Origin of the sequence: Actinomadura sp. NPDC049753, assembly GCF_040674655.1 — a bacterium.
Lineage (GTDB): Bacteria > Actinomycetota > Actinomycetes > Streptosporangiales > Streptosporangiaceae > Spirillospora > Spirillospora verrucosospora.
On the sequence record NZ_JBFARL010000098.1, the window covers coordinates 1 to 19729 of the forward strand.

Annotated in this window: 13 protein-coding genes; 6 read left to right on the forward strand and 7 right to left on the reverse strand. The window is 74.0% G+C overall.

Annotation, left to right across the window (positions count from 1 at the left end; genetic code table 11):
• Positions 1 to 2218, forward strand: a 2218-nt coding sequence (locus AB0K37_RS23940) for a DUF4132 domain-containing protein (RefSeq protein ID WP_363984626.1), incomplete at its 5' end; no start/stop codon positions are given.
• A 25-nt stretch (positions 2219 to 2243) separates the two neighbouring features.
• Here the strand turns inward: AB0K37_RS23940 and AB0K37_RS23945 are convergent.
• Positions 2244 to 3656 carry a PLP-dependent aminotransferase family protein gene (locus AB0K37_RS23945; RefSeq protein ID WP_363984628.1) on the reverse strand — a complete coding sequence of 471 codons (1413 nt, stop codon included), beginning with the start codon at positions 3654 to 3656 and terminating at the stop codon, positions 2244 to 2246.
• A gap of 61 nt (positions 3657 to 3717) precedes the next feature.
• Here AB0K37_RS23945 and AB0K37_RS23950 point away from each other — a divergent pair, with 61 nt between their 5' ends.
• Positions 3718 to 5112 (forward strand): pyridoxal-dependent decarboxylase, encoded by a 1395-nt coding sequence (locus AB0K37_RS23950; protein WP_363984630.1) that lies wholly within the window; start codon positions 3718 to 3720, stop codon positions 5110 to 5112.
• A 48-nt stretch (positions 5113 to 5160) separates the two neighbouring features.
• On the opposite strand, the gene AB0K37_RS23955 is transcribed toward AB0K37_RS23950, so the two are convergent.
• The 3 genes from AB0K37_RS23955 to AB0K37_RS23965 all read right to left on the reverse strand — a co-directional run bounded on the left by AB0K37_RS23955 (position 5161) and on the right by AB0K37_RS23965 (position 7016).
• Positions 5161 to 5949 (reverse strand): SDR family oxidoreductase, encoded by a 789-nt coding sequence (locus AB0K37_RS23955; protein WP_363984632.1) that lies wholly within the window; start codon positions 5947 to 5949, stop codon positions 5161 to 5163.
• 86 nt (positions 5950 to 6035) lie between these two features.
• Positions 6036 to 6611, reverse strand: a complete 576-nt coding sequence (locus AB0K37_RS23960; RefSeq protein WP_363984634.1) for a TetR/AcrR family transcriptional regulator — start codon at positions 6609 to 6611, stop codon at positions 6036 to 6038.
• Positions 6612 to 6701: 90 nt separating this feature from the next.
• Positions 6702 to 7016: a hypothetical protein gene (locus tag AB0K37_RS23965; RefSeq protein WP_363984636.1), complete on the reverse strand. Its 315-nt coding sequence runs from the start codon at positions 7014 to 7016 to the stop codon at positions 6702 to 6704.
• A gap of 216 nt (positions 7017 to 7232) precedes the next feature.
• Between AB0K37_RS23965 and AB0K37_RS23970 the strand changes: the two genes are divergently transcribed.
• On the forward strand, positions 7233 to 7988 hold the full coding sequence (locus AB0K37_RS23970; protein ID WP_363984638.1) for an SDR family oxidoreductase: 756 nt from the start codon (positions 7233 to 7235) through the stop codon (positions 7986 to 7988).
• A 286-nt stretch (positions 7989 to 8274) separates the two neighbouring features.
• Here AB0K37_RS23970 and AB0K37_RS23975 read toward each other — a convergent pair whose 3' ends face one another.
• On the reverse strand, positions 8275 to 11088 hold the full coding sequence (locus tag AB0K37_RS23975) for an AAA family ATPase (RefSeq protein WP_363984640.1): 2814 nt from the start codon (positions 11086 to 11088) through the stop codon (positions 8275 to 8277).
• Positions 11089 to 11098: 10 nt separating this feature from the next.
• The gene (locus tag AB0K37_RS23980; RefSeq protein WP_363984642.1) at positions 11099 to 12100 is read right to left on the reverse strand and encodes a DUF4331 family protein; all 1002 of its coding nucleotides are present in this window, start codon (positions 12098 to 12100) and stop codon (positions 11099 to 11101) included.
• A 164-nt stretch (positions 12101 to 12264) separates the two neighbouring features.
• On the opposite strand from AB0K37_RS23980, the gene AB0K37_RS23985 reads away from it, so the two are divergent.
• The 3 genes from AB0K37_RS23985 (at position 12265) to AB0K37_RS23995 (ending at position 18493) form a co-directional block, all read left to right on the forward strand.
• Entirely contained in the window at positions 12265 to 14982 is a 2718-nt protein-coding gene (locus tag AB0K37_RS23985; protein ID WP_363984644.1) for an AAA family ATPase, read from the forward strand.
• A 162-nt stretch (positions 14983 to 15144) separates the two neighbouring features.
• Positions 15145 to 16614, forward strand: coding sequence for an aldehyde dehydrogenase family protein (locus tag AB0K37_RS23990; RefSeq protein WP_363984646.1), 1470 nt, complete (start codon positions 15145 to 15147; stop codon positions 16612 to 16614).
• A gap of 70 nt (positions 16615 to 16684) precedes the next feature.
• Positions 16685 to 18493: an FUSC family protein gene (locus tag AB0K37_RS23995; protein ID WP_363984648.1), complete on the forward strand. Its 1809-nt coding sequence runs from the start codon at positions 16685 to 16687 to the stop codon at positions 18491 to 18493.
• A 68-nt stretch (positions 18494 to 18561) separates the two neighbouring features.
• Here AB0K37_RS23995 and AB0K37_RS24000 read toward each other — a convergent pair whose 3' ends face one another.
• Positions 18562 to 19497, reverse strand: coding sequence for a PrsW family glutamic-type intramembrane protease (locus tag AB0K37_RS24000; RefSeq protein ID WP_363984650.1), 936 nt, complete (start codon positions 19495 to 19497; stop codon positions 18562 to 18564).
• Positions 19498 to 19729: the final 232 nt, after the last annotated feature.

Consider the following 19729-nt stretch of genomic DNA (forward strand, 5'->3'; position numbering starts at 1 on the left):
GCCGGAGGACGTCGCCGACGCCGTCCGGCGCGTCGCCGCCGCGTCCGCCCGCGTTCCGGAGGCGGCGCCCGGCGAGCTGCCCGCCGTGCTCGCCGACCCGCCGTGGCTGAACCCGCGGCGCCCCGTGCTCACGGGCCTCACCGTCCCGGAGGCGCGGCTCGTGTGGCAGGAGGGCGAGCGGGAGAAGTGGCTCCAGTGGGACCCGAAGACCGAGAAGCCCGAGAACCCCGACTGGGCGGCGCTGGTCGAGGCCTACACGTCCGCGGGCCACGACTCCGGCAACGTGCAGCTGATGGTGTACGGGCCGGAGGAGCTGATCCGTCCCCTCATGCCCCGCTGGAAGGGCTACGGCGTCCGGTGGGCTCACGTCTGGATGCGGCCTCTCGCGGCCCGCTACGGACTCGACGCCCTGCCCCCGGCCGTCCGGACGGCCAAGGCGTTCCCCGACACCTGCTGCGAGCCGCTGATGCCGTACCTGGACGGCGGCGTGGCGATGTTCATGGCGGAGGGGCTCGTGAAGCGCGGGGCGCTCCTCGCCCCGGCCCGCCGGTGGTTCGGCCGCCACGGGGTCGACGCGGTGCCCCTGCTCGTCCCGGCGGCGCTCGGCGACAGGTCCAAGGACCGGCGGCCCGCTGAGACCGCTCTGCGGTACGTGCGGGACCTGCGCGGCCTCGACGGCGTGGTGGCGGCGGCCCGCGACGCGCACGGCGACGAGGCCGCCGAGGCGGTCCGGACTCTGCTGTCCGCCCCGCCGGTGGAGACGGGCCTCGACAAGCCCCCCGCCGTCGGCGCGTGGCTGGATCCGACGCCGCTCCCGCAGGTGCTGCTGCGGGGCCGCGAACGCGCCCTTCCCCGGGACGCGGTCGGCCGTCTGGTCGAGGTGCTCGCCCTCCCGGCCCCGTACGCGATGGACGAGCTGGCGGAGGCGTGCGCGCCCGGCACGCTGTCCGATTTCGGGTGGGCGCTGTTCCAGCAGTGGCTCGACGCCGGCAAGCCGTCCAAGGACGCCTGGGCCCTGCGGCAGCTCGGCCGCACCGGCGACGACGACACCGTCCGGCGCCTCACCCCGGTCATCCGGGCGTGGCCGGGGGAGGGCGGGCACAAGAACGCCGTCCACGGCCTGGACGTGCTCGCCGAGATCGGCACCGACGTGGCGCTGATGCACCTGCACGGCATCGCCCAGAAGGTGAAGTTCAAGGGGCTCCAGGCGGAGGCGCGGGAGCGGATCCGGCAGGTCGCGGAGCGGCTCGACCTGACCACCGACCAGCTCGCGGACCGGCTCGTCCCGGACTTCGGGCTCGACGCCGACGGGGGCATGACCCTCGACTACGGCCCGCGCCGCTTCCTCGTCCGGTTCGACGAGCAGCTCAAGCCGTTCGTCGCCGACGAGGACGGCAAGCGGCGCAAGACGCTCCCCAAGCCCGCCGCCAAGGACGACCCCGAACTCGCGCCCGCCGCCTACCAGGCGTTCGCCGGGCTGAAGAAGGACGTCCGCACCGTCGCCGCCGACCAGCTCCGCAGGCTGGAGCAGGCGATGGTGACGCGGCGCCGCTGGACGCCCGCCGAGTTCGGCGAGTACATCGTCCGGCACCCGCTCGTCTGGCACATCGCCCGCCGCCTGGTCTGGCTGGCGGAGGACGGCGGCACGGCCACCGCGTTCCGCATCGCCGAGGACCGGACCTTCGCCGACGCCGGCGACGAGGCGTTCGCCCTTCCCGGGTCGGCCCGCGTCGGCGTCGCGCACCCGCTGGACCTCGGCGACACGGTGAAGGCGTGGTCGGAGGTCTTCGCCGACTACGAGATCACGCAGCCGTTCCCCCAGCTCACCCGCCCCGTCCACGCGCTGACCGAGCAGGAGCGCGGCAGCGGGCGGCTGGAGCGGTTCGAGGGCCTCAAGCTGCCCTTCGGCGACGTCCTCGGCCTGGTGAAGCTGGGCTGGGAGCGCGGCGCGCCGCTGGACGCCGGGGTCGAGCGGTGGATCTACCGGCGCGTCGCCGACCGGCGGTACGTCGTCATCGACCTCGATCCCGGCTTCGCTGTCGGAGCGCTCGACGCCACCGGCGACCACCAGGTCCTCGACTACGTGTGGCTCGCCGTGGAACCCACCGACTTCTGGCCCAGCAAGGGCACGCCGCTGACCTTCGGCGAGCTGCACCCCGTCATGGCGTCCGAGATCCTTTCCGACCTGACCGCCCTCGCCGACAAGGCCGAGAAGTGAGCGGCACGACCGCCTCGGCGACGGCTCACCGGCCGGGGCGCGTCCCCCGGCGGCCCGGGCTCGGAACCCGCGGACCTTGGCCGTCGCACGCGCCGTCCAGGACGGCGGCGACGCGGTCCAGCGTGGTGATCGGCGAGGTGTAGGGGAGGCGCAGATGGTGGGAGCAGGTCGCGTCGGCCGCGAAGGACGGCCCGGGTGAGAGTTCGAGCCCGTGCGCGCGGGCCCTGGCCGTCACGAGGTCGGATCGCGCGGCGGTCAGGCGCAACCAGAGCGCGAGCCCTCCGGGTGGGACCGTGAACCGCCAGCGGTCGTCTCCGGCCAGCAGCCCGCCGAGGTGGTCGCGCTGCCGTCGCAGGACCGCCCGCCGGTGGCGCAGGACCGGCGCCGGGTCGCGGAGGAGTTCAGCGGCGATCATCTGCTGCGTCGGCGCCGCGGACAGCGGATCGCACAGCGGATGGCGGGCCAGTTCGCCGACCAGCGCGGCCGTCCCGCGGATCCAGCCGACCCGCAGGCCGGCCCAGACCGTCTTGGCTCCGGAGCCGACGAGGACGGCGCGGGGTATCCGCTCAAGCGGCGTCGGCGCCGCCCGCAGATCGAGGTCGCGCATGGTCTCGTCCGCCACCACGGTCACCCGGTGCCGTTCGGCGAGGCGGGCCACGGCCCGCCGGGCGGCGCCCGGCATGAGCGCGCCGGTCGGGTTCTGGAAGTCGGGGACCAGGTAGGCCAGCCCGCCCGCCGCGGCCCGGAACGCGTCGTCGAGCTGGTCCAGGTCCCAGCCGTCCGTGGCGACCCGGCAGCCGGCCAGGCGGGTTCCGGCGGCCCGGAAGCCGGCCAGCACGGCGGGATAGGTGGGGATCTCCACGGCCGCGGCCCGGGGACGCAGGTGCGCCGTCAGCAGCGCGAGGGCCGCGCGCGCCCCCGAAGTGATCAGTATCTGCTCGGGCCGCGTGACGAGTCCTTCGCCTGTGTAGCGGTCCGCGATCAGTGAGCGCAGCTCCGGCAGCCCCGCGCCGGTCTCCCCGCTTTCGGCCAGGACGGGGCCGGAACGCTCGGCCGCTCTCAGCAGCGCTCGCTGGTACGCCGTGTGGGGCGCGGCCGGAACCGCCCTTCGCAGGTCGATGGCGCCGTCCTCGCCGACGGCCGAGACCGGGGCGACGCGCATCGCCGCCTCCGGCGGAAGCCGCAGGGTGCTCGCGCTGCCGCGGCGCGTGTCGACCCATCCCTCGTCGCGGAGGATGTCCAGCGCCGCGGCCACCGTCCCCCGGCTCACGCCGAGCGCGGCGGCGGCACGGCGTTCGGCGGGAAGCGGGGAACCGACCCGCAACCGGCCGTCCAGGGCGGCGTCGCCGACCGCGTCGGCCAGCGCCCGGGCCAGGGCGACGCCCGGCCTTCGCCACACGCCCAGCGCCGCGGCCAACTGGAGGCCCGTAGTACGCATTGGTCCAGTTTGCCAAGATTGGACCAGGATCTCGGCCGGGGCCCTGGATACCGTTCCGCTCATGCATCCACGCCTCGCCGCAGATCTCGCCCGGCTTCCTGATCTCCTGCAGACGGTCGGCCTGAGCGCGAACGACATCCTCGGTCGCCTGCACGAGCAGCCGGTGGTGCCGCCGCTGCGCCTGCCCGAGCCCGAACCGCTCCCCGAAGAGGGGGCCGGGCTGGCGGCGGCGCTCACGGAGTTCACCCACGCGTGGGCTCCGCTGCTGTCCGCCAGCGCCGGGCCCCGGTACCTGGGCTTCGTCACGGGCGGCGTCACGCCGGCCGCGCTGGCGGGCGACTGGCTGACCGCGGCGGCCGACCAGAACCCCACGTCGGCGCTCGACGGCGCGGGCCCGGAGCTCGAACGCCGGACGGTCGGCTGGCTGCGCGAGCTGTTCGGTCTCGGCACGGCGCACCAGGGGGCGTTCGTCAGCGGCGCGACCATGTCCAACACGGTGGGGCTGGCCATCGCCAGGGAATGGCTCGGCGAGCGCATGGGCGTCTCCGTGGCGGAGGAGGGCACGGCGGCACTAGGGCGGGTGCGCGTCCTGTCCGGCAGTCCGCATTCGAGTATCGGGAAGGGCCTGTCCCTCCTCGGTCTCGGCCGCACGTCGCTGGTCCAGGTGCCGGTTCTGCCCGGCAGGGAGGCGGTCGATCCCGAGGCGCTGGAGCGGGCGCTGGCCCAGGCGGGCGGCCCGGTGATCGTGGTCGCCAACGCCGGCACGGTCAACACGGTCGACTTCGACGACCTCCGTGCCATCGCCGCCCTGCGGGAACGCCACGAGTTCTGGCTCCACGTCGACGCCGCCTTCGGAGCCTTCGCGGCGCTGTCGCCGGACCACGCGGACCTGGTCACCGGACTCGACGGCGCCGACTCCGTCTGCGTCGACCTGCACAAATGGCTGAACGTCCCTTACGACAGCGCCGTGCAGTTCACCCGCCACCGGCGCCTACAGACCCGGGTGTTCCAGAACGCCGCCGCCTATCTCGGCCCGCTCGGCGAGACGCCCGATCCCGTCCACCTCACGCCGGAGAACTCCCGCCGGCTGCGCGCCCTCGCCGCCTGGTTCACGTTGCGGGCCTACGGACGGGACGGGCACCGCGAGATCGTCCAGCGGAACATCGCCTGCGCCCGCGCCCTCGGACGGGCCGTCGAGACGATCCCCGGACTGCGCCTGCTGGCACCGGTCCGTCTGAACGTCGTGTGCTTCACGCTGGCCGGGGACCCCACCGCCGAGCGGCTCGCCGACCTCGCCGTCGGCCTGAAGGAGGAGGCGTTCCTCACCCCCACCACCTTCGGCGGCGTGCCCGCGCTCCGCGCCGCCTTCAGCAACTGGCGCACCACCGAGGCCGACGTCCACCGCCTCACCGAGGCTCTGAGGAGCGGGCTCCGCCGTCCGGCTCCCGCGCCCTAGGCGCCGGCCGCCCGACCAGCGGGTGGGTCGAGCGGCCGCACACGTCTGTCAGGCGGTCTTGAGGGTGCCGCCGTCGATGACGTGGTCGGCGCCGTGGATGTTGGCGGCACGGTCGGACAGCAGGAAGGCGACCAGGTCCGCCACCTCCTCGGGTTCGGTGATGCGCCCCGAGGCGATGCCGAACTGGCCGGGCAGGCTTGCGAGCAGGTCGTCGTGGCCGATCCCGGACGCGGCGGCCACCCTGCCGCCGAAACCGTCCGGGTCGGTCCAGAGCGGGCTGGCGACGACGCCCGGGGAGACGGTGTTCACGCGGACACCGCGCGGCGCCAGTTCCTCGCTGAGCCGCTTTCCGAACTGGGTCAGCGCCGCCTTGGCCTCCGCGTAGCCGACCGGCGAGCCGCCGGGCACACGGGCGTTGATCGAGGAGATGTTCACGATCGCGCCCTTGCGTTCCAGGATGCTCGGCAGCGCCGCCTTGGTGGTCCACACCGCGCTGAACAGGTTGAGGTCGAACATCCTCTGCCACTGCTCGTGGCCGACGTCGAGGAACCCGCCGAGGGTCAGCCCGTCCGGGTCGCCCGCGCCGACGTTGTTGACAAGGAAGTCGATCCCGCCGACCGCGGCGAGCGCCTCATCGACGATCGACGTCGCCCCGTCGCGGGTGCTGAGGTCGACGGACACGGCCGCGGCGGCGACCTTCTCCAGTTCGGGGGTGACGGTGCGGGCGGCGCCCACCACCCGGACGCCCTCCGCGGCCAGGGCCTGAGCGATCGCGAGGCCGATGCCGCGACTCGCGCCGGTGACCAGAGCGGTCCTTCCGCTGATGCCGAGATCCATGATCTTCCTTTCTGAACCAGCGAGTTCTTGAACTAGAGGTCAAAAATGAGGGCGTGAAAAAGGGCGTTCGTCCGAAGTGCCGCGCCTCAGAGGCCGGCCAGGGCGGTGTCGATGATCCGGTACAGCTCCGGCCGGCCGAACGTCTTGGCCATGACCCGCAGCCCCGCGAGGGTGGTCTGGAAGAGCAGCGCCTGCGCCTTGGCGTCGACGTCCCGGTCGACGTCGCCGTCCCGCTGCCCCTGCTCGATGCGGGCGGCGAACAGCCCGATCATGCGCTCCTCCATCCGGTGCACCGCGCGGGTGGCCTCCTCGTCACGTCCGCCGAGCTCGCCGACCGTGTTCTGGGCCAGGCAGCCGCGGCGCACCGGCCCGTCCAGGTCCATGTCCACGAGCATCGCGAAGTACGCGCGGAAGCGCTCCTTGGTGGTGCCCGGCCGCCAGAGGAACTCCTCGGTCAGCTCCGCACCGCTCCGGCTGTAGAGGTCCAGCGCCTTGGCGAACAGCTCGCGCTTGGAGCCGAAGGAGTGGTACAGGCTGCCCTTGGCCACTCCGGTCGCCGCGGCCAGGTCGGCGGGGGACGTGTCGGCGTAGCCCTTGGTCCAGAACGTCTCCATCGCCTGCGCGACGACCACGTCCGGTTCGAAGCCCTTCGGTCTCCCCATGCCGCAACTGTAGCGAGTATTTGACCTAGAGGTCAAATACTCGTGGGCGCGGGCCGGGAGCCACTCCGGCCCGCCGCTCGCCGCGGCCGCTCAGACGAAGGCGGACCGGTGGTCGCGGACGAACTGCTCGAAGGTCGTCGGCTCGCGGCCGGTGAGGTCGCGGACCGTGGTGGTGACGGTCTCCGCGCCGCCGCCCCGGTACGCGCGGCTCACCTCGATCAGGGCGTCGGCGTGGAACGCGGGCGGGCCGCGTTCCAGCATGGCGGCCCGGGCGTCGGCGTCCGAGAGCCCGACGAAGCGGACCGGCCTGTCCAGGACCCGGGAGAGCACCCCGGCGGCGTCGTAGGTCAGCGCCTCGGGGCCCGTGAGGGCGTGGACGCGGCCGTCATGAAGCGCCGAGCCCACGGCCCGCCCGCCCCCGCCACCAAGATCATGTCCCGCATGCTGTCCGCCCCCGCCGACGACCCGCCGTGTTCCTCCGTCAGGTGACTGAGTCGGTCTAGGACGGGGGCGACGGCGGTGAGGCGCGGCGGGCGAAGGCATGCGACGGAAGCGATCCCTGTCGCGGCCGGATCAGGATGGCCAGTGTTCCCAGGCAGCGCGAACGAAAGGACACGAGCTATGCCCGACAACGTTCTGGGTGGGAAGACCGTGCTGGTCACCGGTGGAGCGAAGAATCTCGGCGGCTCCATCTCACGCGACCTCGCCGCCGCCGGGGCGAATGTCGCAGTCCACTACCACAGCCGTTCCGACAAGGGGCTGGCCGAAGACACGGTCGCCGCGTGCGTTGGAGCGGGCGGGGGCGCCTTCGCGGTCGAGGCCGACCTGACGTCGGTGGCGGAGGTCCGGCGGGTGCACGACGCGGTGATCGGCCGCTACGGGGCGCTGTACGCCACGGTGAACACGGCAGGGCTGGCGAAGGGCGCCCCGATGACCGAGGTCACCGAGGACGAGTACGACGCCCACTTCGCCGTCAACGCCAAGGCCGCGTTCTTCGTCATGGCCGAGACCGCCAAGCGCGTCGAGGACGGCGGCAAGATCCTCAACTTCGTGTCGTCCCTGCTGGCCGCCTATACGGGCCGGTACTCGGTGTACGCCGGAAGCAAGGCGCCCGTGGAGCATTTCACCAGGGCGCTGTCCAAGGAGCTGGCCGGGCGGCGCGTCTCGGTGAACAACCTGGCGCCCGGGCCGATGGACACCTCGTTCTTCTGGGACGCCGCGGCGCCGGGGGAGGACGACTTCTCCCGGGGGCAGACGCCTTTCGGTGAGCTGACCAAGGTCGAGTTCGTCGTCCCGTGGGTGCGGTTCCTGCTCACCGACGGCTGGTGGCTGAACGGGCAGACCGTCTTCCTCAACGGCGGCTTCGCCACCCGGTAGGCGTCCGGCCGCAGGCGGCACCGGGCCGTTCCGGGGGCCGCCCCTGCGCCGCCTGCGGTCGGCGATTCGTGGAAGGACGGCTTACATGAGCGAAGGAAGCCGTGCCGGTGGGAGATCGTGGGAACGCCCTTTTCCGGCGAATCCCGGCCTGGGCAGGTGCGGGCGTCGCGCGGATCCTCCGCCGTGGTGACCGGCCTCCGGCCCCTCGGCATCGCACCGCGCCCGGACGCCGGCTCCCCTGTGGCTAGGGCCCATCTCGAAGTGGGCCGGGACTTTGAAACACAGCCTAGTCGCCGCCCAAGTCGACCAGGTGCAACTGGCTGCGTGCAGTGATGCCGAGTTTGGGATAGATCCGGTAGAGGTGTGAGCTGACGGTCCGGTGGGAGAGGAGCAGCTGCATCCCGATCTCCCGGTTGGTCATGCCGCTCGCGGCGAGCTTGGCGATCTGCAGCTCCTGCGGGGTGAGCCGGTCCAGCGTGCTCGGCGCCGCACCCGCGACCGGTTCACCGGTCGCGCGGAGTTCGGCTCGGGCGTCCTCGCCGAACGCCTTGATGCCCAGCGCGTCGAAGCTCTCCAGCGCGGCCCGCAGCAGCGGGCGGGACTCGACGAGCCGGCGCCGGCGCCGCAGCCAACGGCCGTAGGCGAGCAGCAGCCGGGCCCGGTGGAACGGCCAGCTCGACAGCCTGCTCTGCAGGGCCCGCTGGTAGAGCGGTTCGGCCTCTTCGTCGGACGCGACCAGCGGGTGGGCGTACGCCGCCATCGCGTTCAGGTACGGGGACGTCGTCTTCGCGGCCAGGTCGTCGAGCCGCGCGAGGTGGTGTTCCGCCTCGTCGCGGCGGCCTGTGCGGACGGCCGCCTCGATCAGGTCGGCGATCCCCAGGTAACCCACGAACGGGTGGTAGGCGATGTCGGACGGATCCAGCGCCCGGGCGAGCTGCTCGAACGCGTCGCCGTGCTGGTTGTTGACCAGAGCGTGCCGTCCCCGCGCGAACTGGGCGAAACCGAGGATGGACTGCGCACCGACCGACAACAGCTCCGCCTCGGTGCCCCGGATGAGCCCGTCCGCGGTCGCGTGGTCGCCGCGTTCGCTGGCCAGCGTCGCCGCGGCCAGGTCGGCGACCAACGCCCACCGGGGCCGACCGGTGTCGCGGGACAGCCGGCCCGCCTCGTCGGCCGCGGTCGCCGCCAGCCGGTGCTTGCCGAGATGCAGCGCCGCCCACGCCTGGGAGGCGAGGGCTTCGCCGAGCAGCCCGAGCCGGCCCTGCCGGCGAAGGCCGTCGACCGCCGCGCACAGGAACGGCCAGGAGAGCTCGAAGGCCCACACGGCGGTCAGCGAGGCGCCCAAGGCGTGCTGCTCGGCCGGATCGCCGAGGGACTCCGGGGTGAGCCCGGCCGCCTTCTCGATGACCCATGCCGCCTCCCGCACCGGATCCGCGCATGCGGCGATGGACAGCACCAGCGGGTCGCCGTCGTGCCTGCTCAGTCGGCGCGCCGTCCGCACGACTAGATCACGGGTCTCCTGGGTCGGGTTGCCGTACCAGCAGCCGGTGGCCAGCGGTAGCAGTACCCGGAGTCCCAGTGCGGCGCCGTCGCGCTCGGCCTCGGCCAGCCGGTCCGCGACCTCGGCGAAGGACCGCACCCGCGCCGGGGTGAACCAGCTCTCCTCGTTGAGGGCCTCGGTCCACAACGTCAAGCGCAGCCGCTCGCCCTCCTCCAGCCGGGTGAACCTGGCCTCGGAGAGCTGCTGCCGTGCGCCCGCGGCGTCACCCAGCTCGAAGTTGATCTCCGCTGAGCGCAGCAGGAGGCGGCCCCGATGCGTGTCCGGGTCGCTCAGCAGCGCCGCCCGCCGCAGGGCCTCCGCGGCTGCGCGCGGGGCGCCGCGGTCGAGTGCGCGCAGGGCGGCCGCTTCCAGATCGAGCGCCACCTCGTCGTCCGGACCCGTGTTGGCGGCGGCCCGGTGCCAGGCCCGGCGCTCGGGCTGGTCGTCGAGCACGTGGGCCAGCGCGGCGTGCGCGGCCAGCTGTCGCGACGGGCCGGCGGCCTGATAGACGGCCGAGCGGACCAATGGGTGCCGGAACCGCACCTCATGGCCGTCCAGCTCGATCAGCCCCGCTCCGGCGGCGGTATCCAGGGCGCCGAGCACCGCCTCCTGGCCCGCCATCCGTTCCGCGGCCCGCAGGATCTCGACCAGGTCGCCCTCGTCGTCAGCCGCGGCGACCAGAAGGACGGTCTGCACCGGTTCCGGCAGCTCCGCGGCGCGGGCGAGAAAGGTCCGCTCCAGGCGGCGCGCGGCCGGCAGCCACGGCACCGGCGCGTGCCCGCCGCCGCCGTCCAGCAGCGCCGGAAGTTCGATCAGCGCCAGCGGGTTGCCCGCCGCGTCGGCGAGCAGCCGGTCCCGGGCGGGCAGGCTGAGATCCGGCGCCCGGGCCGCCAGGAGCGCGGCCGCCGCCTCGTCGTCGAGCCGCGCGAGCGTCATCTCGGGCAGCCCCGCGTCGTTCAGCACCGTGTCGTGCCCGTCGCGCACCGCGAGGAGCATGGCCACCCGTTCCGCGTCCAGACGATGGGCGATGAAGGCCAGGACCTCACTGCTCGGCCCGTCGATCCACTGGGCGTCGTCGATCACCAGGAGGACGGGTGCCCCGCCTGCCACACCGCTGACGAGGTCCAGCGACGCCTGCCCGACCAGGAACATCTCCGGGGCGGCGCCCTCGGCCATCCCGAAGGCCGTCAGCAGGGCCTCCCGCTGCCGGGGCATCAGCGACGGCGCGCGGTCCAGGACCGGCCTGAGCAGCTGGTGGAGGCCGGCGTAGGGGACCGACGCCTCCGACTGCACGCCGACCGCCGACAGGACCCGGCCCCCCTGACCGACTGCGGCATCCCGCGCCGTGCCCAGCAGAGCGGTCTTGCCGATCCCGGCCTCTCCTCTCAGCAGGAGGACGCCGCCCGCTCCGGCCAGGCCGCGAGTGACCAGGTCGGACAGCAGCGCCAACTCGGCATCGCGCCCATAGAGGGCGCCGCGCTCCCAGCCGGCGGGCCCGGGCGCCGGCGGTGCCTGGTTCCCGATGGTGATCATGCGCTTCACGTCCTTCCGTACGATCATGGGGGCTCCGTCAGGCCGGGACGAGGTAGGGGAATCGGCCTCGCCGCAGGTGGCCGGACACGCCCGGCGTGAGACCGGTGGGGACGGCGGTGCCGGTGACCAGCGACAGCATGACCTCCGGCACGTTGTCGGCCAGCGCCCGCCCGTTGCGGGCCGCGAAGCCGAACGTCGCGGGCATGCCGACGACGTAGGGCAGCATGTCGGGAAGCAGTTCGCGGGCGACGGCCGCGCCGTAGGCCCGCGGGTCGCCGACCGTTCCGGCGGCGGCAGTGACGGCGGCGACCGCGCCGGCGAGGCGACCGGCCTCCTCGGCGACGTCCCGTGACGGGTGCCCGTGGTCGGCCGGGTCCGGGCGGCCGGCGTCGCCGGACCGGAAGATCGACCCCATCATCGGGTGGCCGACCCGGTCCGCCAGCCGCCAGCCGTCGGCACCGGCGGCGAGCCTGGTGGCGCCCCACACGCCGGTGCGGGCGCCCGGCCGCAGGAGCGGACCGGAATCGGGGATCTCGATGACGATCGACTCCACCGTGGTGCCGGAGAAGCTGTTCTGCGCGTCCGCGGGATCCCAGGCGGCCAGGTCGGGCGCGATGCCCCGCGCGACCGCGGAGGTGACCATCGAGAGCAGCGCCAGGTCCACGTAGAAAGGGTCGCCGACTCTCCCGGCCCACAGCCGGATGCCGTTCGCGGTGACCGGCTCGCCAGTCCGGCCGCTGAGCACGAGTTCTCCCGGTTCCCCGTCCCCGGCGTGATCGCAGGTGAGAACGTGCAGGTCCAGGGGCTGGCGCCCGCGGCCATCGGCGTCGCCGAACGTCACCCGGTAGGTGAGGCTCTGCCGGCCGGCGCGGTCGAAGTGCAGCTGGAACTCGTACCGGGCCCCCGGGTGGAAGCCCGGTTCGGCGCGGAGGCCGGTGACGTCCGAGTTCACGTCCATGACCAGTACCGTGCCGACGTCGCCGCGGAAGACGTACAGGTCGGCCAGGAGCAGCTGCCCGCTTCGCGTTGTCGGCGGCATGTCCGGATGGTGGGGCATCTCCGATCCTCTCGGTGCTCTCGGCGGGGCGCATCGGCCACTGCTGCGACGCTAGGCGCGGGCGCGGGCCCGCCGCATCGGTCAAGTGACCATTGGGCGGCGGCCCCGTGCCTGGTCAGCGCTGGTTTGACCGGTAACCTGGCGAGGTGCGACTGACCGGGCGAAGCGAGGAAATCGACCGGCTTCATGATCTGATCGGCGCGGTGCGGGAGGGCGGCACGTCGCTGGTCCTGCGCGGTGAGCCCGGTATCGGCAAATCGGCCCTGCTGGAGGAGGCCGCCGCGTTCGCCCGCGCGTCCGGTATCAGCGTGCTGACGACGACCGGTGCGGAGTCCGAGACGCACCTGCCTTACGCGGGGCTCCACCAGTTGCTGCGGCCCATGCGCGGCCGTTTCGACGTCCTGCCGCCGGCCCAGCGGGCGGCGCTGCGGGCCGCGCTCGGGATCACCGAGGGGACCGTGACCGACGGCTACCTGGTGGCGCTCGCCATGCTGAACATGCTCGCCGACACCGCGGAGACCCGGCCGATCCTGATCGTCGTGGAGGACGCGCACTGGCTCGACCCGGCCTCCGCCGACGTGCTCGCGTTCCTGGGCCGTCGGCTGGAGTCGGAGCCGATCCTGCTGCTGGCCTCCGCCCGGACCGGCACGGCGAGCCGCTGGGACGAGGCGGGGTTGCCGGAGCTGGCCGTCCCGCCGCTGTCCGGGCACGACGCCGCCGCGCTGCTCGACGCGGGCGCCGCGGGCCTGTCCGCCGCGCTGCGCGCCCGGCTGCTCGCCGAAGCCCGGGGGAACCCGCTGGCACTGATCGAACTGCCGGCCGCGATCGAGGGAACCGACGGCACCGCCCTGCTCGCGAGCCCGTGGCTGCCTCTGACCACCAGGTTGGAGAGCGCGTTCACCCGCCGGTTCGCCCTGCTTCCGGCCACGGCGAAGGCGGCCCTGGAAGTCGCCGCGCTGAACGACAGCGCGGACCTCACCGAGACGCTCGCGGCCGCGGCGGCGGTCATCGGCCGGCCCGTGACCGCCGCCGACCTCCAACCGGCCGCCGACGCCCGCCTCATCGCCGGGGACGGCGGCCGGCTGACCTTCCACCACCCCCTCGTCCGCTCGGCCATCCACCAGGGGACGAGCGCCGAGCGACGCCGTGAACTGCACCGGGCGCTGGCCGGGGTCCTGGCCGACAGGCCCGACCGCAGGACCTGGCACCTGGCGGCGGCCAGCGACGGCCCGGACGAGGACATCGCGGCCGCTCTGGAGGCCGTCGCGGTCAGGGCCCAGCGCCGCAGCGACGGTACCGCGGTCGCCGCGGCCCTGGAGCGGGCGGCCCGGCTCACCCCGGATCCGGAGCGGCGTGCCGACCGGCTGCTGCGGGCCGCGGACGCCGCTGTCGAACTCGGCCGGCCGGAGATCGTTCACCGGCTCCTGGAGGAAGTCGGCCGGCTCGACCTGTCCCGGCAGCGGCGCGCCCGGCTGGCATGGATCAAGGCCGCGTTCGAGGACGGCCTGCGGGACGGGAGCACCGACGCGGCTGCGCTCGCCGATCTCGCCGAGTCCGTCGCCGCCGACGGGGACGTCGATCTCGCGGTGCGGATCCTCTGGAGTGCCGCGTTGCGCTGCTTCTGGAGCGAGCCGGGCATGGCGGCCAGGGACCGGATCGTCGACGCCGCCGAGCGGCTCCCGCTCGACCCGCTGGACGCCCGGCTGCTGGCCATTCTCGGCTACGCGGCGCCGATCGCCCGGGGAGCGGTGGTCATCGAGCGCTCCGAGCGGCTGCTGGAGCAGTCCGTCCTGGACCCGCAGACGGTGCGGCTCCTCGGCAGCGTCGCCGTCCTGGTCGGCACCTTCGACGTGGCGATGGCCCAGTCCGCCGCCTCGCTGGACGGCCTGCGGGAACAGGGGCGGCTGCAACTGCTGACCCGGGCGCTGGCGGCCCAGGCGTGGTCGGCGGCCCAGCTCGCCGACCTCACGGTGGCCCTGCCCGCGGCCGAGGAGGCCGGCAGGCTCGCCCAGGAGACCGGGCAGCCGTTCCTGCTCGGCCTCATCCTGGCCACGCAGGCGAAGATCGCCGCACTGCGCGGCCAGGTCGAGCGGGCGGCCGAGCTGGCCGCCGAGGCGGAACGGATCGGCACGCCCGTCGGTGCGCGCAACGTGCTCGCCACCGCCCAGCACGCGCGCGCCCTCGCGGCGCTGGCGGAGGGCGATCACCCCCAGGCTCTCGCGCGCCTCCTGCGCATGCACGACCTGGCGGACCCCTCCAACCAGCTCGCTCTCAGCTGCCACACCATCGCCGATCTCGCCGACGCCGCCCGCCGCGGCGAACGCCCCGGGGACGCGGCGGGCGTACTCGCCCGGATGGAGGTGGCGGCGAAGGCCACGACCTCGCCCTCCCTGCACGACGGCCTGCGGCTGGCCAGGGCGTTGCTGGCGGCTCCGGAGGAGGCGGAGGCCCTCTTCCACGCCGCTCTTGCCGCGGACCTGGCACGGCGCCCCTTCGTCCGGGCGCGCACGGAACTCGCCTACGGGGAATGGCTCCGCAGGCAGCGCCGCGCCGCCGAGTCCAGGCAGCACCTCCGCGCGGCCCGGGACGCCTTCGACGCACTCGGCACCTCACCTTGGGGTGACCGCGCGCGCCGCGAACTGCGGGCCGCGGGCGAGCGCAGCGGCGAACGGCGGACCGCCTCCAGCGACCTGCTCACCCCACAGGAGCTTCAGATCGCGCAGATGGCGGCGCAGGGTCTCACCAACCGGGAGATCGGCAAACGCCTCTACATCTCGCACCGCACGGTGGGCGCCCACCTGGCGAAGATCTACTCCAAGCTCGGGGTCACCTCCCGCGTCCAGCTGCACCACGCCCTGGTGTGATCAGACTCCCCTTGGAGAACCTGCCTGAGCAGGGGTTTCGATGAGTCCGGAGTCATGTGACGCATGCGTGTCGCGAGTCCCGGAGGACAGGCTCGTCTCGTAGGAACCCGTCCGGTCCTTCCCGGTCCGGGCCTGTCTCAACGAGGGGCGCAAGTGACTGCTGTGAGCAATGGTCCGTTGACCCGCGGCCTGCTGGTCGCGGGTAAGGAGATCCCGGCCGTGTCCGGGCGCGTCACCGACACGAACGATCCGGTGACCGGCGAGGTGGTGGTGCGGGTGCCCGCCGCGGGAGCGCGGGACGCTGCGGTGGCCGTCGAGGCGGCGCACGGCGCGTTCGCCGGATGGGCCGCGACCGCCCCGACCACCCGCCGGGCCCTGCTGGAGCGCGCTGCGGATGTGCTGGAGCGTCGCGCGGGCGAGTTCGCCGAGATCATGCGGGCGGAGACCGGGGGCACCCGGACATGGGCAGCGTTCAACATCGGGATGTCCGCCACCCTGATCCGGCAGGCGGCGGGCACCGCCACCAGGCCGGCCGGGTCGGTGCTGGCGAGCGACGTCGCGGGCGAGTGGTCGCTCGCGGTGCGGGAGCCCGCCGGAGTCGTCGCCTCGTTCGTGCCGTGGAACGGCCCGCTCATCCTGTGCGCCCGCGCGATCGCGGTCGCCCTGGCGACGGGGAACCCGGTGGTGATCCGCCCCAGTGAGGACGCGCCGATCACCTCTGGCTACTTCCTCGCCGACGTCCTCGCCGAGGCGGGGGTACCGGACGGCGTCGTCAACGTCCTGACGAACGACCGCGCGGACGCGCCGGAGGTCGTCGAGGCGCTGATCGCCGATCCGCGGGTCCGCCGGGTGAACTTCACCGGTTCCACCGCCGTGGGCCGCATCGTCGGACGCCTGGCGGGCGACCATCTCAAGCCGGTCATCCTCGAACTCGGAGGCAAGAACCCCATCCTCGTCCTCGACGACGCCGATCCGGAGTACGCCGCGTCGGGGGTCACCGTCGCGAAGTTCATGAACTCCGGGCAGATCTGCCTGTCGGTGGACCGCGTCATCGTCCAGCACGGCATCGCGGACGCGTTCGTGGACGCCTTCGTCGCCAAGGCCGGAGGGCTGCCGCAGGGCGACCCCGGCAACGGGGACACCCTGGTCGGCCCGGTGATCAGTACGCGGGCGGCGGAGCGGGTCGCCGGGCTCGTCGCCGATGCCGTCTCCAAGGGGGCGCGGGTCCTGCTGGGAGGCGGGCCCGCCCGCGGGTCCTTCTACCCGGCCACCATCCTGGACCGGGTAGCTCCGAACATGCGGATCTACCGGGAGGAGATCTTCGGTCCGGTCGCCACGATCCACCGGGTCGGCACCGACGACGAGGCCGTGGAACTCGCCAACGACACCGAGTACGGGCTGTCCAGCGCGGTCTACACCGAGAACGGAGGCCGGGGACTGGCTGTCGCCCGGCGGCTGCGCCACGGGAACGTGCACATCAACGACCACTCGGTCGCGGACGAGCCCCAGGCCCCGGTCGGCGGGGTCAAGGACAGTGGCTTCGGCCACTTCGGCAGCGACTGGGGAGCGGAGTTCTTCACCGAGACCCGGTGGATCACCCTCGCCGACCGCCACACCGTCTATCCCGTGTGACCCCTTCCGGGCCGCGGCGCGCCGTCCAGGCGGCCGCCGATCGGCCCGGCCGAGCCTCCGGAGACCCGACATGCCGGACGTCCTGACCGAGCTCCTCACCCTGCACCCGTCACCTCCCCGCCACCGCAGCGCCGTCATCGCCGCGGCCTGCACGGCGGCACCGGTCCTGATCGGAGGGACGCTCCACCAGCCCGGACTGGGCCTGGGCGCGAGCACCGGCGCCCTCGCCGCCCTCTACGGTGGCCGCGGCGCCCCCCTGCGGGACGCGGCGGCCGTCGGGGGAGCAGGGCTGGCCCTGACCGCCGGGATGGCGCTCGGCGGCACCCTCGCAGGGCAGGCGTGGGGCGCGGTCCTGGGCACCGCGATGTGGACGTGCCTGGTCAGCGCCATCTTCTCCGTCGCGAACGCCCGCCCGCCCGGCATCGTCATGCCGGTCCTGGTGTGCGCGGCCGGTGCCGGGCTGCCCCCGGGCCACGCGGTGCAGCGCGCTGCCGCTGTGGCCGCCGTCGCGGCCTGCGCGACGGTGCTCACCTGGGGCGCCGCCAGGCCTCGTCGCGCCGTGTCCGGGACCGGGCTCGCCATCCGCCGGACGGACGTCCGCCGCCTGGCGGCGGAACTCCCCGCCTCGCCGGTGCCCTGGGCGGCGACGCGGGCGGCGACGGCGGTGGCGCTCGCAGGGTCGTTCTCGCTGCTGTGCCAACTCGGCAGGCCGTCCTGGGCCATGGCCGCCGCGGGGGCCGTGCTGGGGCGCGGCGGCCATGCCGCCAGCGCCAATGCCCGCGCCCGGCTGCGGGGTGCGGGAACCGCCGTCGGTTGCGTCCTCGCCGGGGCGCTGGCCGCGCTGGAACCGCGCGGGATCATGCTCGCGGCCCTGCTGGCGTCCCTCACCTACATCACCGAACTGGTCGTGATCCGCAACTATGCCCTGGCCATGGTCTTCGTGACCCCCCTCGGGGTGCTGCTCGCGACCTCCGCCGCCCCGGCGTCGGCGGTGACCGGGACCACCGTGGACCGCCTCCTGGAGACGGTGTCCGGCTGCCTGGCCGCCGTGGTCGCCGGCCAAATGGTCACTCGCCGCTGGGCGGTCGTCCAGCGGCGCCGTGCGATCGCGGCCGTGCTGGAACGGACGGCGGAGCTGCTGGAGCACCCGCAGGCGGGCGCTGCGCCGGTCCACCGGGCCCGCGGGCGGCTGGCCCTGGTCAGCGAGCGCACCGCGGGAGAACGCCGTGGCGTACGGGCCGCGGCAGCCGCCCTCGACCCCGTCGCCGCGGCGGCCGAGGAGCTGGCCGAACGCGCCACGAACGGCGCCCTCGCCGAGGCGGGCGACGAGACCGTCCCGGTCGCGCTCCGGCACTTCGCCCGCCTGGTCCGCGATGGCCGTCCGCGGCCGTCCCGGAGCTTTCCGGCGCCGCTCACCGAGCTGGCGACCGGCCTGAACGCCTGGCTCACTGCGGACATCGCAGACCGGGCACGCCACGGCGGGGCTTGCGCCGTGGCCGCACGAGCGTCCTCGGCGACGCACAACACCTTTCCACCACGTCAGGAGTCCATCATGACCAGCACCGTTCTCCCCGTCACCGTCCAGAACGCGGTCGACGCCGCCAACGCCGGGGACACCGACGCCTTCCTCGCCTGTTTCAGCCCGGACGGCGCCGTCGACGACTGGGGGCGCCTCTTCCGCGGGCACCAGGCCATCCGCCGCTGGAGCGACGCGGAGTTCATCGGCGTCTCGGTGCGGCTCACCGTCACCGGCGTCCGGCGGTCCGGCGACACCGTGACCGTCAGCGCGGAGGTCGGGGGCGACGGCTTCAACGGCCCCTCCCATTTCGCCTTCACGCTCACTGGGGAGAGAGTCGCGCTGATGCGCATCACGGCGTGATGCCACCCGCGGCGCGGTGGCTCCTCGACCTCGGTGATGCCGAGGAGCCTCCTGCCGTGCCGGACCCGTCAGGTCATCGCGGACCTGGTGGGACCGGTGACGGCCGGTACGGCCGCCCGGCGCTGGCGCGCCCGCAGGATCAGCAGCCCCACCAGCGCGTCCAACGCGAACAGCGCCCAGCTCAGCATCGTGGCGAGCCGCAACTGCGCCGAGGTAAGCGCGCCGGGACCGGCGCCGAACCGGAGGGGCGCCTGGGACGGGGAGGCGGTGAGGAGCGGCGTCAGCCATTGCGCGATGCTTGGGGAGGCGTCCCAGAAGGCATGCAGCAGGACCACCACCACGAACCAGCCCAAGAGCGCGGTGCTGGGCCGCGGGCGACCGCCGCGTGCGGCGGTGGCGAACAGCGCTCCGCCCAGGATCGCCGTCCACAGCCCGTGCCCGACCGGCGCCAGGATGCCGCGGAGCACCTCGCTCTCGACGGCGTCCAGCAGGGACAGGCCATCCCGGGTGAACAGCGCGTTGAACGCGTAGCCGGCGCTTTCGAAGGCCGCGAAACCGAACCCGACGGCCGCGCCGAGCGCCAGCCCGTCCCGCATGGTGTAGCGGAGCACGGTGCGTGCCAGCAGCCACAGCGCCGCCAGCTTGACCCCCTCCTCGATCAGCCCGACGCCCAGGTAGGTGAGCCCCGACGGGTGACGCAGGAACACCGACTCCAGAAGGGAGGCGCCGAGCACCCCTGTCACGCCGCCGTAGACGAAGGCGGTCAGCACGTGCTGCGGGGTGAGCACCTCGTCGGCTCGCTCCAAGGCGAAGGCGGCGAACGTGACGGGGACCAGGAAGCTGCCCAGCAGGATCAACGTCGGAACGAGGTTGGCGTTCTCCGTCGCGAAAGTGATCAGTACGGTGGCCAGCCACAGCGCGGAGCCGATGACGAAGATCCGCACCCAGCCCGGCGCGTGCCGCCGGGGCCGGGGGGAGAGGGTTCCGGACTTCGGTGGGGACATGCGTCGCTCCTTGTGTTCGATCAAAGCGGGGGACGGGTGCCCGTCGAGGCTCCCGGTTCCGCGGACGTCCGGCGTCGATGCCGAGAGGAGATTTCGTGACAGTGGGATTCCGGTACCGCGGGACGGAGAAGGCCCTCATGACAGCCCGCCGAAGCGATGTCCGCTTGCCGTGCCGCGCCGGAGGCGCCCGTCCCTGGCGCGTTCCGGCGGCCGCCGCGGAGTTCCGGGCCCG

What these genes read in the sequence shown, in the direction of transcription:
- AB0K37_RS23945 (WP_363984628.1), bottom strand. Translation starts at nt 3,656, where the DNA reads ATGCGTACTACGGGCCTCCAGTTGGCCGCGGCGCTGGGCGTGTGGCGA.
- AB0K37_RS23950 (WP_363984630.1), top strand. Translation starts at nt 3,718, where the DNA reads ATGCATCCACGCCTCGCCGCAGATCTCGCCCGGCTTCCTGATCTCCTG.
- AB0K37_RS23955 (WP_363984632.1), bottom strand. Translation starts at nt 5,949, where the DNA reads ATGGATCTCGGCATCAGCGGAAGGACCGCTCTGGTCACCGGCGCGAGT.
- AB0K37_RS23960 (WP_363984634.1), bottom strand. Translation starts at nt 6,611, where the DNA reads ATGGGGAGACCGAAGGGCTTCGAACCGGACGTGGTCGTCGCGCAGGCG.
- AB0K37_RS23970 (WP_363984638.1), top strand. Translation starts at nt 7,233, where the DNA reads ATGCCCGACAACGTTCTGGGTGGGAAGACCGTGCTGGTCACCGGTGGA.
- AB0K37_RS23975 (WP_363984640.1), bottom strand. Translation starts at nt 11,088, where the DNA reads ATGATCGTACGGAAGGACGTGAAGCGCATGATCACCATCGGGAACCAG.
- AB0K37_RS23980 (WP_363984642.1), bottom strand. Translation starts at nt 12,100, where the DNA reads ATGCCGCCGACAACGCGAAGCGGGCAGCTGCTCCTGGCCGACCTGTAC.
- AB0K37_RS23995 (WP_363984648.1), top strand. Translation starts at nt 16,685, where the DNA reads ATGCCGGACGTCCTGACCGAGCTCCTCACCCTGCACCCGTCACCTCCC.
- AB0K37_RS24000 (WP_363984650.1), bottom strand. Translation starts at nt 19,497, where the DNA reads ATGTCCCCACCGAAGTCCGGAACCCTCTCCCCCCGGCCCCGGCGGCAC.